This window comes from Rheinheimera fenheensis (assembly GCF_039871805.1).
In the GTDB taxonomy this organism is placed as follows: Bacteria; Pseudomonadota; Gammaproteobacteria; order Enterobacterales; family Alteromonadaceae; genus Alishewanella; species Alishewanella fenheensis.
Genome location: NZ_JBDPJM010000001.1, coordinates 202,193 through 215,150, shown reverse-complemented (window position 1 = coordinate 215,150; position 12,958 = coordinate 202,193). Strand labels below are relative to the sequence as shown.

General features: G+C 54.3%; 11 protein-coding genes. 7 read left to right on the top strand and 4 right to left on the bottom strand.

The window, feature by feature from the left end; all coding sequences use genetic code 11:
- Nucleotides 1-3: 3 nt before the first annotated feature.
- Nucleotides 4-642, bottom strand: coding sequence for a methylamine utilization protein (locus ABGI61_RS00785; protein ID WP_347595396.1), 639 nt, complete (start codon nt 640-642; stop codon nt 4-6).
- A gap of 102 nt (nt 643-744) precedes the next feature.
- Between ABGI61_RS00785 and ABGI61_RS00780 the strand changes: the two genes are divergently transcribed.
- The 3 genes from ABGI61_RS00780 (at nt 745) to ABGI61_RS00770 (ending at nt 5,220) form a co-directional block, all read left to right on the top strand.
- Complete coding sequence (locus tag ABGI61_RS00780) at nt 745-3,024, top strand: patatin-like phospholipase family protein (RefSeq protein ID WP_347595393.1); 2,280 nt, start codon at nt 745-747, stop codon at nt 3,022-3,024.
- A gap of 85 nt (nt 3,025-3,109) precedes the next feature.
- Complete coding sequence (locus ABGI61_RS00775) at nt 3,110-4,045, top strand: ABC transporter ATP-binding protein (protein WP_347595390.1); 936 nt, start codon at nt 3,110-3,112, stop codon at nt 4,043-4,045.
- A complete protein-coding gene (locus ABGI61_RS00770) occupies nt 4,042-5,220 on the top strand; it encodes an ABC transporter permease (protein ID WP_347595387.1) in 1,179 nt (392 codons plus the stop codon). The genes ABGI61_RS00775 and ABGI61_RS00770 overlap by 4 nt, the downstream gene beginning before the upstream one ends.
- A gap of 19 nt (nt 5,221-5,239) precedes the next feature.
- Here ABGI61_RS00770 and ABGI61_RS00765 read toward each other — a convergent pair whose 3' ends face one another.
- The gene (locus tag ABGI61_RS00765; protein WP_347595384.1) at nt 5,240-6,421 is read right to left on the bottom strand and encodes a transporter substrate-binding domain-containing protein; all 1,182 of its coding nucleotides are present in this window, start codon (nt 6,419-6,421) and stop codon (nt 5,240-5,242) included.
- Between the two features lie 141 nt (nt 6,422-6,562).
- Here ABGI61_RS00765 and ABGI61_RS00760 point away from each other — a divergent pair, with 141 nt between their 5' ends.
- Nucleotides 6,563-6,865 carry a hypothetical protein gene (locus ABGI61_RS00760; protein ID WP_347595381.1) on the top strand — a complete coding sequence of 101 codons (303 nt, stop codon included), beginning with the start codon at nt 6,563-6,565 and terminating at the stop codon, nt 6,863-6,865.
- Between the two features lie 134 nt (nt 6,866-6,999).
- Here the strand turns inward: ABGI61_RS00760 and ABGI61_RS00755 are convergent, their stop codons facing one another.
- Nucleotides 7,000-7,461, bottom strand: a complete 462-nt coding sequence (locus tag ABGI61_RS00755; RefSeq protein ID WP_347595378.1) for a tellurite resistance TerB family protein — start codon at nt 7,459-7,461, stop codon at nt 7,000-7,002.
- A 149-nt stretch (nt 7,462-7,610) separates the two neighbouring features.
- Here ABGI61_RS00755 and ABGI61_RS00750 point away from each other — a divergent pair, with 149 nt between their 5' ends.
- The 3 genes from ABGI61_RS00750 (at nt 7,611) to ABGI61_RS00740 (ending at nt 12,733) form a co-directional block, all read left to right on the top strand.
- Nucleotides 7,611-8,432, top strand: coding sequence for a M90 family metallopeptidase (locus tag ABGI61_RS00750; RefSeq protein ID WP_347595375.1), 822 nt, complete (start codon nt 7,611-7,613; stop codon nt 8,430-8,432).
- A gap of 98 nt (nt 8,433-8,530) precedes the next feature.
- Nucleotides 8,531-9,592, top strand: coding sequence for an efflux RND transporter periplasmic adaptor subunit (locus ABGI61_RS00745; protein WP_347595372.1), 1,062 nt, complete (start codon nt 8,531-8,533; stop codon nt 9,590-9,592).
- Nucleotides 9,593-9,595: 3 nt separating this feature from the next.
- Nucleotides 9,596-12,733 carry an efflux RND transporter permease subunit gene (locus ABGI61_RS00740; protein ID WP_347595368.1) on the top strand — a complete coding sequence of 1,046 codons (3,138 nt, stop codon included), beginning with the start codon at nt 9,596-9,598 and terminating at the stop codon, nt 12,731-12,733.
- Here ABGI61_RS00740 and ABGI61_RS00735 read toward each other — a convergent pair.
- The gene (locus ABGI61_RS00735; RefSeq protein WP_008221046.1) at nt 12,730-12,912 is read right to left on the bottom strand and encodes a hypothetical protein; all 183 of its coding nucleotides are present in this window, start codon (nt 12,910-12,912) and stop codon (nt 12,730-12,732) included. The two genes, ABGI61_RS00740 and ABGI61_RS00735, sit on opposite strands and share 4 nt — an antisense overlap.
- Nucleotides 12,913-12,958: the final 46 nt, after the last annotated feature.

Sequence of the window (12,958 nt, the reverse complement as noted above, 5' to 3'; positions counted from 1 at the left end):
AGGCTATTGGCCAAAGCCGCGTTTGGGCGCAGCCGGTTTGGTTTTATTCTGTACCGCCAGTGTGAGTTGCAATTGCTGGTGGCCGGACAGCGTCAGCTGTTGCTCAGCAGCAGGCGCCTGTTGCCAGGGGTGCCATAACCTAAGTTGATAATCGCCCGGTGCTAAGTCGGTAAAGCGCAATTCGCCCTGGCTATCGCTGACCGCCAGCAAGGGGCTGTCACCAACGTAAATATAGGCCTGCATATAGTCGTGGATATTACAGCCCAGCGCGACTATGCCGGCTTTATCAAAGATCACCGGTTGCTCTGGTTTGCCGGAGTACAGCTCAATTTCAAAGGTTTTAGCCGGCGAAAATGAGTACACATGGTGGCGGGTTTTATCCAAGTTAGGAAAATCTACTGCACTGCCGCGCACCACAGCGCTGACAAAAGGCTGGAACATCAGCCCCTGCTGGGCCACGCTGGCTGGCTTAGCGTTGGGTAACGCCGCGCCAGCGGGTGCTATCAGCTCAACCACGGCTTCTGCCAGCGGTTGGTTGTGCTGGTCAACTAGCGTGATATTCAGCGTATCGGCGGCTAGCCGCGGGCTAAAGCCGCATAGTATGATCAGCAGTGAAAACACTACGGCGTACAACTGTGTCATATTCGGTATCACGCAAGTCAATTTAATTAACAATAGCAATAAGGCTGCGGCGGCTCAAATGTTATCTGCCAAAGTGCATAGCAAACCTGAAGGTGTAGCAAGATGATGAAACAGGCAGTGCGCTTTACCCTACAGTTAGGATTACTGCTATGTGCCGGTTTACCGCTGAATGCTCTGGCAGAGGATATTTGTCAGCAGGCCAGAGCGCAGCAGCGGCCTTGTGTTGCGCTGGTGCTGGGGGGCGGTGGCGCCCGCGGTGGCGCTCATTTGGGCGTGATAGAGCAGCTGGAGCGTCAGCAGATCCCGATTGATCTGGTAGTAGGTACCAGCATTGGCGCCTTTATTGGTGGCTTGTATGCCAGTGGCCACAGTGCAGCTGAAATTTCCCAGCGTTTACAGCAAACGCCCTGGGCTGCCGGCTTTCGTGACCGGGTGTACCGCGATGAAATGCCGCTTAGGCAAAAAGAAAAATCTGACGATTTTCCGATCAACCTGGATGTTGGCGTGTCAGCCGACGGTGTGCGTTTACCCAAAGGTATTTTAAGTGGCCAGTCGCTGGCCGAAATTCTGCACGCTACCTTCGGCGCATACGCTAACCTGAGCCATTTTGACCAACTGCCGGTGCCATTTCGGGCGGTAGCGACCGACTTGTTAACCCAACAGGAAGTGGTGCTCGCCGATGGTAGCCTGGTGCAAGCGGTGCAGGCCTCGATGAGCATTCCCGGTGTGGTTCGGCCTCTGGAGCTTAACGGCAAGCTGTTGGTGGACGGTGGTGTGGTGAATAACCTGCCGATCAGTGTTGCCCGTCAGCTGGGGGTAGATCGCATCATCGCTGTCAGCATCGACTCACCGCTGCTGCGCCGTGAGCAAATTGAATCAGCCTTTAGCATTACCGAGCAATTAACCAGCTTTTTAGTGCGTGCCGGTGTGCAGCAGCAACTGCAGTTGTTGACCGAGCAAGATTTGTTGCTGCAACCTGATCTGGTTGATATCAGCACGCTGGACTTTGCCAATATCGACAAAGCCATTGTATCGGGCCGGCAAAGTGCCATCCGCTTTGTGCAGGCGCTGGCCGGTTTTAGCCAAAGCCAAAAAATTTACGCCGACTGGTTCAGCCGCTTTAGCAACAGCAGTACAGGCTCGATACGGCTGGACAAAGTCGAGCTGGACAACCGCTCAGCGCTGGACGACGCCCTGTTGCTGAAACGGCTGCAGCTAACCGCCGGTGATGCTTACACAGAGCGCAGTATTCGCCGTGGTTTACGCCAAATGTATGGTCTGGACACCTTTGAACGTATTACCCAGCAGCTGAATATTGATCAGCAGGGGCAGGCTGTGCTGCAGGTTAAAGCGGAAGAGAAAAGCTGGGGGCCGGGCTACCTGAATTTTCGCCTGATGTTTGAAGATGACTTTCGTAACACCAGCCAGTATCAGCTGGCCGCGGCGTATAGCCGCACTAACCTGTCGCCCTGGGGGGCAGAATGGCACTCTGAGCTGGCGCTGGGCAGCGATAAATATTTGGCCAGTGAGCTGTACTGGCCGCTGGCAGGTTCTGGTTTGTATCTGCAGGGGGATTACCGCCACCGCCGTGACAGCCAGCCACTGCAGGATAATACCCAATTGGCTGCCGGCGAGCTGAAAAACCAGGAACATGAACTGCAGTTAAGTCACGGTTGGAATATTTCTGATCATGCCCGGCTGCAGCTGGGCTGGGCCTGGCGCGATGGCCGTTATCTGTTGCCCAGTGTGTACGCTGCGCAGTTACAGCAAAGCGAGATAGATTACCTGCGCCGAGGCCCTGTTGCTGAATTTATCTGGGATACGCTGAACAGCCGCAGTTTCCCTACCCGCGGTATCCGGCTGGCCAGCAGTTATGCCTGGCTGACAGATTCGGCGCTGGGCCAGCGGGTAGACAGCCGTAGCAGCCGCACTGAGCTTCTGGCCGCCAAAAGCTGGCAGGATCATACGCTACGCACCCGCTGGCGTTTTGATCATTACAGCAGTGACAGCGACAGTGCTTTTGCGCTGGAGCAATTTAGCCTGGGCGGTTTATTAAACCTGTCTGGTTATCCTGCCGACTCGCTGTTTGGCAGCCAAATTCAGTTTGGCAGCCTGGCCTATTTGTACCGGCTGAACGAGCAGAAAATCTCTTTTATTAATGCACCTTTATACTTGGGCACCTCACTGGAGCGGGGCCGGGTACGTAAAGATGTGTTTGGCGCCTCGGGTGGCAACGACGCCACCAACTGGCTGTGGGCCGGCAGTGTGTTTCTCGGCTGGGATACGCCGCTGGGGCCGCTGTATTTTGGCCTCGGTATAGCTGAGCTGGATGACAGTGGCTACAGCGATGCAGTGTATTTATCCTTTGGTAAAAATTATTGATTACATATTTGCTCACACTTTGCCGTTGGTTGATGACGAGACAGGGATGATAAGCTAACGAAAGGTTAATCAGCAGGAAGCAGCTATGCAGTTAATTGTAACCGCTATTGGTAAGGCCTACGCCAATGTGCAGGCAGTAGATAAAGTCAGTTTTCACATTAACAGCGGCGATATTTTTGCCTTACTTGGGCCAAACGGCGCTGGTAAATCATCGATTATCCGCATGTTGGTTGGCATGACCAAGCCCGACAGTGGCAGCATTCTGGTCAGTTATCAAGACCAGCACTTTGACCATGTACCGCGCCGGTTATTGGGTTATCTGCCGGAAGATCGTGGCCTATACCCCGACAAAAGTATTGAGAAAAACCTGCTGTATCTGGCGCAATTGCATGGCTTAAGTAAAAGCCAGGCGCTGAGTGAAATGGCGGTTTGGCTAGACGTGTTTGAGCTGACTGAACGGCGCCACGACGAGCTAAAACAACTCTCTAAAGGCAACCAACAAAAAGTGCAGCTGATTGCCGCTGTGCTGCATAAGCCCGCTTTGGTCATTCTGGACGAGCCGTTCTCCGGGCTGGATCCTATTAATCAGGAAAAAGTCGTGCAGTTTTTGCGTGAACTTAAAGCCCGTGGCATGACCGTTATTCTGAGTGCGCACCAAATGGCGATGGTTGAAAAGCTGGCTGACCATATGCTGCTAATGGCGCAGGGGCGCGTTGTACTGGCCGGCACGCTGGAGCAAATTCGTGCGCAAAGTCAAAACCAGCGCCAGTTAAAAGTTGCTTTTAGTCAGCCGATAGCTGAGTCGCAGTTAGCGGCGTTAAGCAGTATCAGCAGCGCCGAGCAAGTATCGCAGCAGCACTGGTTGTTAAGCCTAAGCGAGCCGCACAGTGTCAGCCAGTGCCTGCAGCAATTATTGGCACTTGGCGAGCTGACGCAGGTGGAAATGCAAACTGCCGACCTGCACCAGCTGTATTTAACGGCGATGGCTAAACATCAACCCAAACCGGAGGCCGCGGCATGATTTCACGTCAAAGTTTAATTGTCGCACGCTGGGAGTTTTTGCGCTTTTTTAAGTGGAAGCAGCAGCTTGTTTCATACTTATTAATGCTGGGCGTAATGGCTGCAGTGGCTTTATGGAGCTTCTTTACCGATGAAAGCCGCCAGCAATACCGCATTGCGGTGCCAGCCGGCTTTAGCATCGATAACACGGAACAATTCCAGTTTCAGCGGCCCAGTATCAGCCTGGAGGCGCAATTGGCTCAGCTGCAAAGCGATGAGTCCTGGCATGCAGTGTTAACCAGCAGCGAGAATGGCCTTGTTATTCATACCCAGAGCGGCAAAAAATGGCTGAGCCAGCTAGAGCAGGTGCTGCAGCAGCATTACCGTAAAGAAGCCGCAGTCGGCATGGGCTTATCCGATGATCAGCTGGCGCAGCTGGAGCAGCCAGTGGCCATTGATATGCAGTATCTCGATCAGTCTTACAATGGTAAGGACACGCCGGAAAAAATGATTGCGCTGGGCGCCTTACTGCTGTTGTTTATTGGTTTAACGACAGCTTTTGGCCAGGTGTTAATGAGTATTACCGGCGAAAAGCAGCAGCGCGTTACCGAGCAGCTGTATGCTATTCTCACACCGCAACAGTGGATGGACGGCAAGGTGTTGGGGCACAGCTTTAGTGCACTAAAAGCCATGTTTACCTCGGCGCTGGTGATGCTGCTGACCTTTGCCGTGGTAAGCGTGTTTGCCGACAAAAGCGTCGATTTAACCTGGCTGGATATCAGCGTGGTGCAGTGGCTTGTTCCGTTTGCCTTATTGGGCGTGGTGCTGTGTGCCAGCTTTATGGGTGCCATTGCGGCGTCGATTGACGATCCAAATAACAGCAGTAAAGGCGCGGTAATGATGATTACCTGGCTGCCAATTTTGTTTACTTATCTGGTCATCGACAGCCCCAATGGTTGGGGTATGACGCTGCTGAGCTACTTGCCGCTAACCTCTTTTGTCGCTATGCCAGTGAAGCTGGCGATGGTTGAGCTGGCCTGGTGGCAGCCGCTGTTGTCATTGTTATTGTTGCTGGCCACCGTCTGGTGGATGCGCCGGGTCGCCGGCCGGGTATTTTTGCGTGGCATGCAGCTGTACGGTAAAGAGCCCAGTTGGGGCGAAATAGTACGCTGGGCCCTGAGTAATAAAGCAGATTAATTATGTCACGCCCGCCGAATTATTCAGCCGCTAAGGCGCGCTCTACATCAATGCCGATGCTGAGTGCGCCAATATGATAGCCTTCGGCGTTCTTCAGCGGCACGCTCAGCTTAACCTGAAAACGCTGAGCGCTTTGATCGTACTCCACCACACCGACAAAATAATCTAAGGTTTGGTTAAACACACTGAGAAACGGTGTTTCATCGCCTTGCCAGTAATCGGTAGTCAGCTGGCTTATCGCAACATTGGCGCCTAGGTTGTCCATTAAAATGACTTCAGTGATCAAGCCAGCAAAGTCCTGCTGCCACTGGCGTAACTGGGCAGAAACAGCAGACGAGAGCTGCTGCTGCGCTAAGTCTGGTGCGGTATCCGGTTGTTGTATCGCCTGTTGCCATAAACGATCTCGTTGTATCACCGCATCCAGGCTGAGAAGCTGCTGGTTTTGCTGGTTCACTGCCTCCAGCACAAAGCGTTGTTTCGCTAAAATTTGTACGCTGTTCAGTAATAGTGCTACTACGGTTTCACGCTCTGAGGCGGCGAGTGCAAAAGGGGCTGTGGCACACAAATATACTGCTGCATTAAAGTGGTGCATAAAACCAGGCCGCTGTTGCAGCCGTTCGCGGGAAAAATAACTACCCAGCGCCACATAGCGGGAAAAGCGCTGACTAAATTGGTTCGGGTTTAACTTTAGCCGTGCCATAGCATCGTTAACGTCGTCCAAATCGGCCAGTAGTATATCAATACGACCAATAGCCAACAGTTGCAGCAACTGACTGATATCCCCGACTTCAACCTCGGCTTTAATGCCCTGGCGTGTAAACCAATCGGCTTGGTGGCTGCCTAAAATAGCGCCATAGCGTAATGGTGTTTCGCTGCCAGACCCTTTACCGTCGGCCCGCCAAAACCAGTACCAGTTTTCCAGGAATAGCGGGGCAGATAACTTAGCAAAGCTGTCGATATCGTTATTCGGCATTGCAGTAAAATAGCCGTCAATGCGACCCATTTTTACTTCCTGTTTGGCGCGCCGCCAAGGCATAACCAGCAACTGATAGGGCTGTTGCGTGTGCTTCATTATGCAATCAATTTGCGCCCGGCTGGCCGCACTTTGATTAGCTGGAGCATGCGTTGCCAACAACAAGGTATCACCTGGGCTGATATCAGCGGCCAGTAACAGAGAGGATAACCAGAGATGCAGTAGCATAAGCTGCAGTCCTTGCAACGAAATTGCAGCAAGTATAGCAGTCTATTTACCTGTTTGCGGTTGAACTTCGACGCGTGCGCCCACACTAACAGGCTATTATGCCGTTATGCTAAACGGTAACCCTGACCTGAGGATATCAAGATGTATACCTTTAAACAGCACAGCCAGCAGTGGCAGCAGTTTTTTGCCCGCGGCCGCAGTGGCGGGCCTTTGCAGCGTTTGCTGGCCTGGTTGTTTTTGGGGCTAATGTTATTTGTCGGCGTTGCACTATTGGTATTTATGCTGCTGTTGAGCTGGATCCTGATCCCGATTATGCTGTGGCGCCACCGCGCCAGAATGAAAGCCTGGCAGCAACGTCAGCGGGGCGCGCAGCAGGAATCATCTGACCCGGCCGCAGGCCCGCAGACGATAGAAGGTGAAGTATTGCAGCGGCGAGAGGATTAAGGGTTATATAGAGACAGCGAACCGGTTTGCCCACACCAACACGCCGTTAATATGTCCCTATAGGCTCGATTCAGGCATCCATGCCTTCAACGGTTGGCTTAGGGCAAACCGATTCTCCGTATGATGTCTCGTAGTTAGCTGCCGCAAACGGCCAATTTAGCCTGAATATAATCGCTGTGGCGGATAAAGAGTAAATCGGCAATCTTGCGCAGCATGGCCTCTTCATTCGGATCTAACACCCCATCGGCATAAGCTTGTTGCCACAGGTTGTCCAGCAGGCTTAACCGCTCGTTGTAGCTAAGCTGCTTTAAACCACGGGTAAACTGATGCAGCGAAGTGGCATCGGCAGCTTGCTTATCTGCCAGCTGCACCACGGCCAGTGCTGCACTGTCGCTTAATGAAAATTCGCGTTTTACATAGGCCAGCGCCAGCTGCTGCTCATCTTCGTTGCTGCTAAAGTCAGCATGCGCCACCATCAGCATTAACGCCACTGACGCCAGCTCAGCGTCGTTTAAGCCATGAGTATTGGGAGCAGCGGCCGGCATGCTCAGGTCATCGTTGACTTTATCCAGCAAGGTTTTAAATAACTGAAACATAGTACTCCTTTTTCGGGCTTACCGCCGTTAGAGGCCAGGCTACCGGCAAAGTTCGCAAGGCCATTGCCGCTTGAAAAATCAGCACGTCAGCCGCATTACAGCTGCATCTGCCAGCACGCTTGGCTGGCGCTGATTGCTTGAGGTTTGGCTTGGCTATACTGATTACTCTGTTATTGGGGGCAGCGATCATCGCTGCTGTGCTAATGCCAGCTTACTGGCGTAACTATCAGCGGCGCAAACTGATGGCACAACCGTTTCCAGCCAGCTGGCGTGCCATCTTAAAACAACGTTTGCCGTATTTTCGGGCGCTGCCTGCCGATTTACAACTGCAGCTGAAAAAACATATGCAGGTCTTTATTGCTGAAAAGCAGTTTATTGGCTGTGATGGCCTTGAAGTAACCGATGAAATGCGCGTAACCATCGCCGCTCAGGCGTGCTTATTACTGTTAAACCGGCCGAACTATTATTACCCCAAGCTAAACAGCATTTTGCTGTATCCAGCTGCCTTTGTTGTACCGGGCCAGCAGGCCGATGCTGCCGGAGTGATGCATGAGCAGCGCCGGGTGCTGTCGGGCGAGTCCTGGGGTCAGGGGCGGGTCATTTTAAGCTGGGCTGATACGCTGGCCGGTGCGGCCAACCCCACGGATGGCCGCAATGTGGTGATCCATGAATTTGCCCATCAGTTGGATCAGGAAAAAGGCATTGCTAACGGCGCGCCTTTACTGGAGCGTAGCAGCGATTATCAGCATTGGTCTGGCGTGATGGCCACTGAGTTTGCCGCTTTACAGCGCCAGGCCGCACTGGGTGAGACCGGTTTGTTTGACCATTACGGCGCGACCAACCCGGCCGAATTTTTTGCCGTGATAAGCGAAGTGTTTTTTGAACAGCCCAAGGCACTGGCCGAGCAGTATCCCAAACTGTATGACCAGCTAAGCCGCTTTTACCGGCTGCACCCCCTTAGCTGGCAGTAGAGCCGGCCTGGTAGCGGGCCAGCAAAAGTGATCTAAGCCCGGCTTTGCGCCATACTATAACGCTTAACAAGAACCGTTCTTATTGGGTGGGGAACCTTATGCGCAAGCTAGTGCTGCTAATTATAAGCAGCGTTTTTTCTGTTGGGTTGTTAGCGCAGGACGCCGCACCGGTGCAGGTGGTGCAGCCAAAACAGCAGGCACTGGCACAGCAGCTGGTATTAAGTGGCAGCTTAACCGCGCAGCAAGACGCAGCCTTATCCAGCCGCACGGCCGGTCTGGTCGCTAACTTGGCGGTCGATGCCGGCGCCGAGGTCAGTGCAGGCCAACCACTGCTGAAACTTGACAGCACGCTGGCGCAGCACGAGCTGGCACAGCAGCAGGCAGCCTTTAATGCCGCTTTGGTGCGCGAAGTTGAAGCAGAGCGGTTGGTCACTGAGGCCGAGCAGTTAAGTACCCGGCAGTTATTGCCGCAAACCGAGCTGACGTTGCGCCGCGCTGCGCTGGCGCAAGCCCAGGCCGACACAGTACGGGCAAAAGCCGCGCTGGCGCAGCAACAGGAGGTGGTGGCCCGTCATACGCTAACGGCGCCTTTCGCCGGCGTTATCGCCCGGCGTTTTACCGATGTTGGCGAGTGGGTTGATTTAGGCACACCTGTGCTACAACTGGTTAGCCTTAACCCGCTGCTGTTGGATCTGCAAGTACCACAAGAATATTTTAGCCAGCTAAATAGCCTGCGCCGGGTAGAGGTGGTGCCGGATTTGCAAAGCAGCCAGCGCCTGGTCGCAACACTTAGCGCAGCAGTGCCGGTGGGCGATGCCAGTGCCCGCAGTTTTCTGGCCCGCTTTAGCGTAAACAGCCCTCAGCAGGTGCTGCTGCCGGGCAGTTCGGCCAGCGCCACCTTGTATTTTGAGCGTGATGACAGCACGGTACTGGTGGTGCCGCCGGATGCCTTGTTGCGTCATCCCGACGGTAACTACAGCTTGTTTAGCATTAAGGACAACAAGGCGCAGCGTCATCTGGTGCAGCTGGGTAAAACCAGCGAGCAGGGGGTAGAAATTTTATCCGGTCTGCCTGCTGGCCAGCCGGTAGTGGTGCGCGGTAATGAGACCCTTCGCGATGGCCAGTCGGTTAGTATCGTCAATAGCACGAGCAAGGAGTAAGCGATGCTGGATGCGGGTATTCGCCGTGGCACAATTCTAACCGTTGCTGTACTGATTTGTTGTGTGCTGGGCATAGTCGCGGCGCTGCGTATCCCGGTGCAGATGATCCCTGATCTGGATGTTCGCACCATCAGCGTCATTACCGGCTGGCCCGGTGCCACACCGCAGGATGTGGAAAAAGAAATCCTGATAGAGCAGGAGCGCTACCTGCGTACTTTGCCGAATTTAAAGCGTATGATCTCGCGTGCCAGCACTGGCTCGGCACAAATAGAGCTAGAGTTCCCCTTTGGTGTCGATGTCAATGAAGCGTTGATCCGCGTCAGTAATGCATTAAGCCAGGTGCCATCGTATCCGGAAAATGTCGACCAGCCCAGATTATTAAGCAGCTCGTTTTCCAACAATGCCTTTATGTACTTCCGGCTGATGCCACTTAGCGGTAACCCGCTGGCGCTGGATATGGATATGCTGCGTGACTACGCCGAAGATTATGTGCGGCCGCAAATGGAGCGGGTTCCGGGCGTGTCGGAAGTGGGCGTCAGTGGCGGTGCCGAGCGGCAAATTCAGATTTTAGTCGACCCGGCTAAGCTGGCGCAGCGCGGCCTTAGCCTGACCGGTGTGCGCGACGCCATACGGGCGCGCAACCGCGACAGCTCGGCCGGTGATATCGACAGCGGTAAACGCCGTTATTTGCTCAGAATGGTCGGCCGCTTCGACAGCCTGGAGCAGCTGGAAAACCTGATCTTGTTGCAGCAGGGTGATTTACAGGTGCGCTTAAAAGATGTCGCCACTCTGGTACTGGACCATTTTGAAGTACGCGAATTATCTTTTGCTGACGGAGAGCGTACCCTGGGCTTATCGGTGCGCCGCGAGCCTGGCTCTAATGTCATTGATATTAAACAGCAGATGATGCAGGTGGTCGCCCAGCTGAATCAGGATACTTTGGCCGGCAATGGCTTGCAGCTGATGCTGATAAGCGATGATGTGCGCTATGTCGAAGACTCTATCCGCAATGTCTGGACCAATCTGGCGCTGGGTGCTTTATTGGCCACCTTAGTGCTGTATTTGTTTTTGCGCTCGGGCCGCGCCACCCTGGTGGGTGTGCTGGGGGTGCCGGTATGTACCATAGCGGCGTTTTTGGGCCTGTTGGCGTTTGGCCGCACCATTAATGTTATTTCGCTGGCCGGTATTGCCTTTGCCATCGGCATGACAATGGACAACACAATAGTGGTGCTGGAGAGCATTGAGCAGGCGCGCCGGCGCGGGCTGGACCGTATTGAAGGGGCCATTGCCGGTGTACGCGAGGTCTGGCCGGCGGTACTGGCCTCAACCCTGACCACAGTGCTGGTGTTTGTGCCGGTGCTGTTTGTCGAGCAGGAGGCCGGCCAGCTGTATTCCGATATCGCCATTGCCATCGCCGCCGCCATTATTGCCTCTATGCTGGTCGCGGTGTTTGTGGTACCCGCCGCGGTGGCCAGGCTGGGCTTTGGCGGTGTGGCTAATACCAATTCAGCCGTGGCAGCACCGGGTAAGCTGCTGCAGCTGGTGCAGGCCATTATTGCCAGCCCGCAGCGCCGTCGTGCTACCCTTGCCACTACGCTACTGCTGACGCTGGGGGGCGCCTGGTATTTACTGCCACCGGCAGAATATTTACCCGAAGGCGAAGAGCCTAAGGCCTTTTCATCGATGATAGCGCCGCCGGGCTATAACTTATCGGAGATGGCGCTGATCGCTGATGAAATTCGGGCCAGGCTGGATGTAGAAGTTAACCGCGCCCCCACTGCCTTTGACAACGGCGAAACCGCGATGCCGCCGCTAAAATACTATTCGCTCAGTGTGTCAGTAGGCCGTATTCGGGTACTGAGTGAGCCGGTGCGGGCAGCTGATATCGATGCCATGATGCAGGCGATGACCACGCTGTTTCGCCAGTACCCCGGTATGCGGGCGTTTTCGGCGCGCGGCTCCATTATCAGCAGTAACGACGGTGGTACCCGCGCCGTAGCGCTGGACATCTCCGGCCCCGATCTCGCCAGTTTATATGCCACTGCTGATGCGGCCTATGTCGCAGCCGGCCAGTTGTTTGACCAGCCACAGCTTAACTCTGAGCCCTCGTCCTTGTCCTTGGATCAACCGCTGGTGCAGATCCGCCCACGCTGGCAGCGCCTGGCCGAGCTTAACTTTAGTGCCGCCGATTTTGGTTATGCGGTATCGGCAGTCAGTGACGGGGCTTATGTTGATGAGTTTTTTATCCGCGACGATAAAGTCGATATGTTTTTATTCAGCAGTGCCGGTAACCAGCAAAGTCTGGCGCAGCTGGCACAAACGCCAGTGTTAACGCCCTCGGGTGCTGTGCTGCCGCTAAGCAGCTTGGCTGATTTAGTCGAAGTGGCCGACAGCGACACCCTGCGCCGCGTTGATGGCCGCCGCACGGTAACGCTGTATATTATTCCGCCGCGCTCGGTGGCGCTGGAAACTGCAGTGGCCACAGTGCAGCAACAATTGGTGCCGCAGCTGCGCCGTGATGGCGCCATTGGCAATGATGTGACGCTGGACATCTCCGGCGCCTCCGATCAGCTGGATGAAACCAAGGCTGCGCTCAGTGGTAACTTTGCGGTGGCGGTATTGCTGATTTACCTGCTGCTGGTAGCCATTTTCAGCCACTGGGGCTATCCGCTGTTTATTCTGGCTACTGTGCCGCTGGGGCTGGCCGGCGCCCTGGTTGGGCTGGTCAGCATTAACGGTATCAGCAGTGCGCTGGCAACGGTTGGGCTGGGCGGTTTTCATCAACCCTTTGATATGATCACTATGCTCGGCTTTTTAATTTTGCTCGGTACTGTGGTGAATAACCCGATCCTGATTGTCGATCAGAGCCGGCATAACCTGAAAAACGCCGGTATAACGGTAATCGAGGCTGTGTCTCAGGCGGTAGCCACCCGGCTTAGGCCGATTTTAATGTCAACCGCCACCACCGTATTTGGCCTGGCACCACTGGTGCTGATCCCCGGCGAGGGTACCGAGCTTTACCGTGGTGTAGGCATTATCGTGCTGTGTGGTTTGCTGTTCTCAACCCTGATTAGCCTGACGTTTTTACCGGCACTGTTGGTGAGTGTGCTGGGCAGAATACGGCGGCAAGTGCAGCCCTAGTCAGAGAAAAAGGCAAACTTAATCACCTGTGCCAAAATCAGTAGTGCTACCAGCGGCATAATATAGCGGCTTAATTTGGCGGTTTGTTCACTATCGCGACTGCCGTATTTTTCCGCTAAGGTGACCAGAATAAACAGGGCAGCAAACAGCAGGGCTAAAATGGTTATAAGCGTGGTCATAGTATGCTCCAGTAGGGTTAGCTGCTGAGCTTAACTGCTTTTAAAA

What these genes read in the sequence shown, in the direction of transcription:
- ABGI61_RS00785 (WP_347595396.1), bottom strand. Translation starts at nt 642, where the DNA reads ATGACACAGTTGTACGCCGTAGTGTTTTCACTGCTGATCATACTATGC.
- ABGI61_RS00780 (WP_347595393.1), top strand. Translation starts at nt 745, where the DNA reads ATGATGAAACAGGCAGTGCGCTTTACCCTACAGTTAGGATTACTGCTA.
- ABGI61_RS00775 (WP_347595390.1), top strand. Translation starts at nt 3,110, where the DNA reads ATGCAGTTAATTGTAACCGCTATTGGTAAGGCCTACGCCAATGTGCAG.
- ABGI61_RS00770 (WP_347595387.1), top strand. Translation starts at nt 4,042, where the DNA reads ATGATTTCACGTCAAAGTTTAATTGTCGCACGCTGGGAGTTTTTGCGC.
- ABGI61_RS00765 (WP_347595384.1), bottom strand. Translation starts at nt 6,421, where the DNA reads ATGCTACTGCATCTCTGGTTATCCTCTCTGTTACTGGCCGCTGATATC.
- ABGI61_RS00760 (WP_347595381.1), top strand. Translation starts at nt 6,563, where the DNA reads ATGTATACCTTTAAACAGCACAGCCAGCAGTGGCAGCAGTTTTTTGCC.
- ABGI61_RS00755 (WP_347595378.1), bottom strand. Translation starts at nt 7,461, where the DNA reads ATGTTTCAGTTATTTAAAACCTTGCTGGATAAAGTCAACGATGACCTG.
- ABGI61_RS00745 (WP_347595372.1), top strand. Translation starts at nt 8,531, where the DNA reads ATGCGCAAGCTAGTGCTGCTAATTATAAGCAGCGTTTTTTCTGTTGGG.
- ABGI61_RS00740 (WP_347595368.1), top strand. Translation starts at nt 9,596, where the DNA reads ATGCTGGATGCGGGTATTCGCCGTGGCACAATTCTAACCGTTGCTGTA.
- ABGI61_RS00735 (WP_008221046.1), bottom strand. Translation starts at nt 12,912, where the DNA reads ATGACCACGCTTATAACCATTTTAGCCCTGCTGTTTGCTGCCCTGTTT.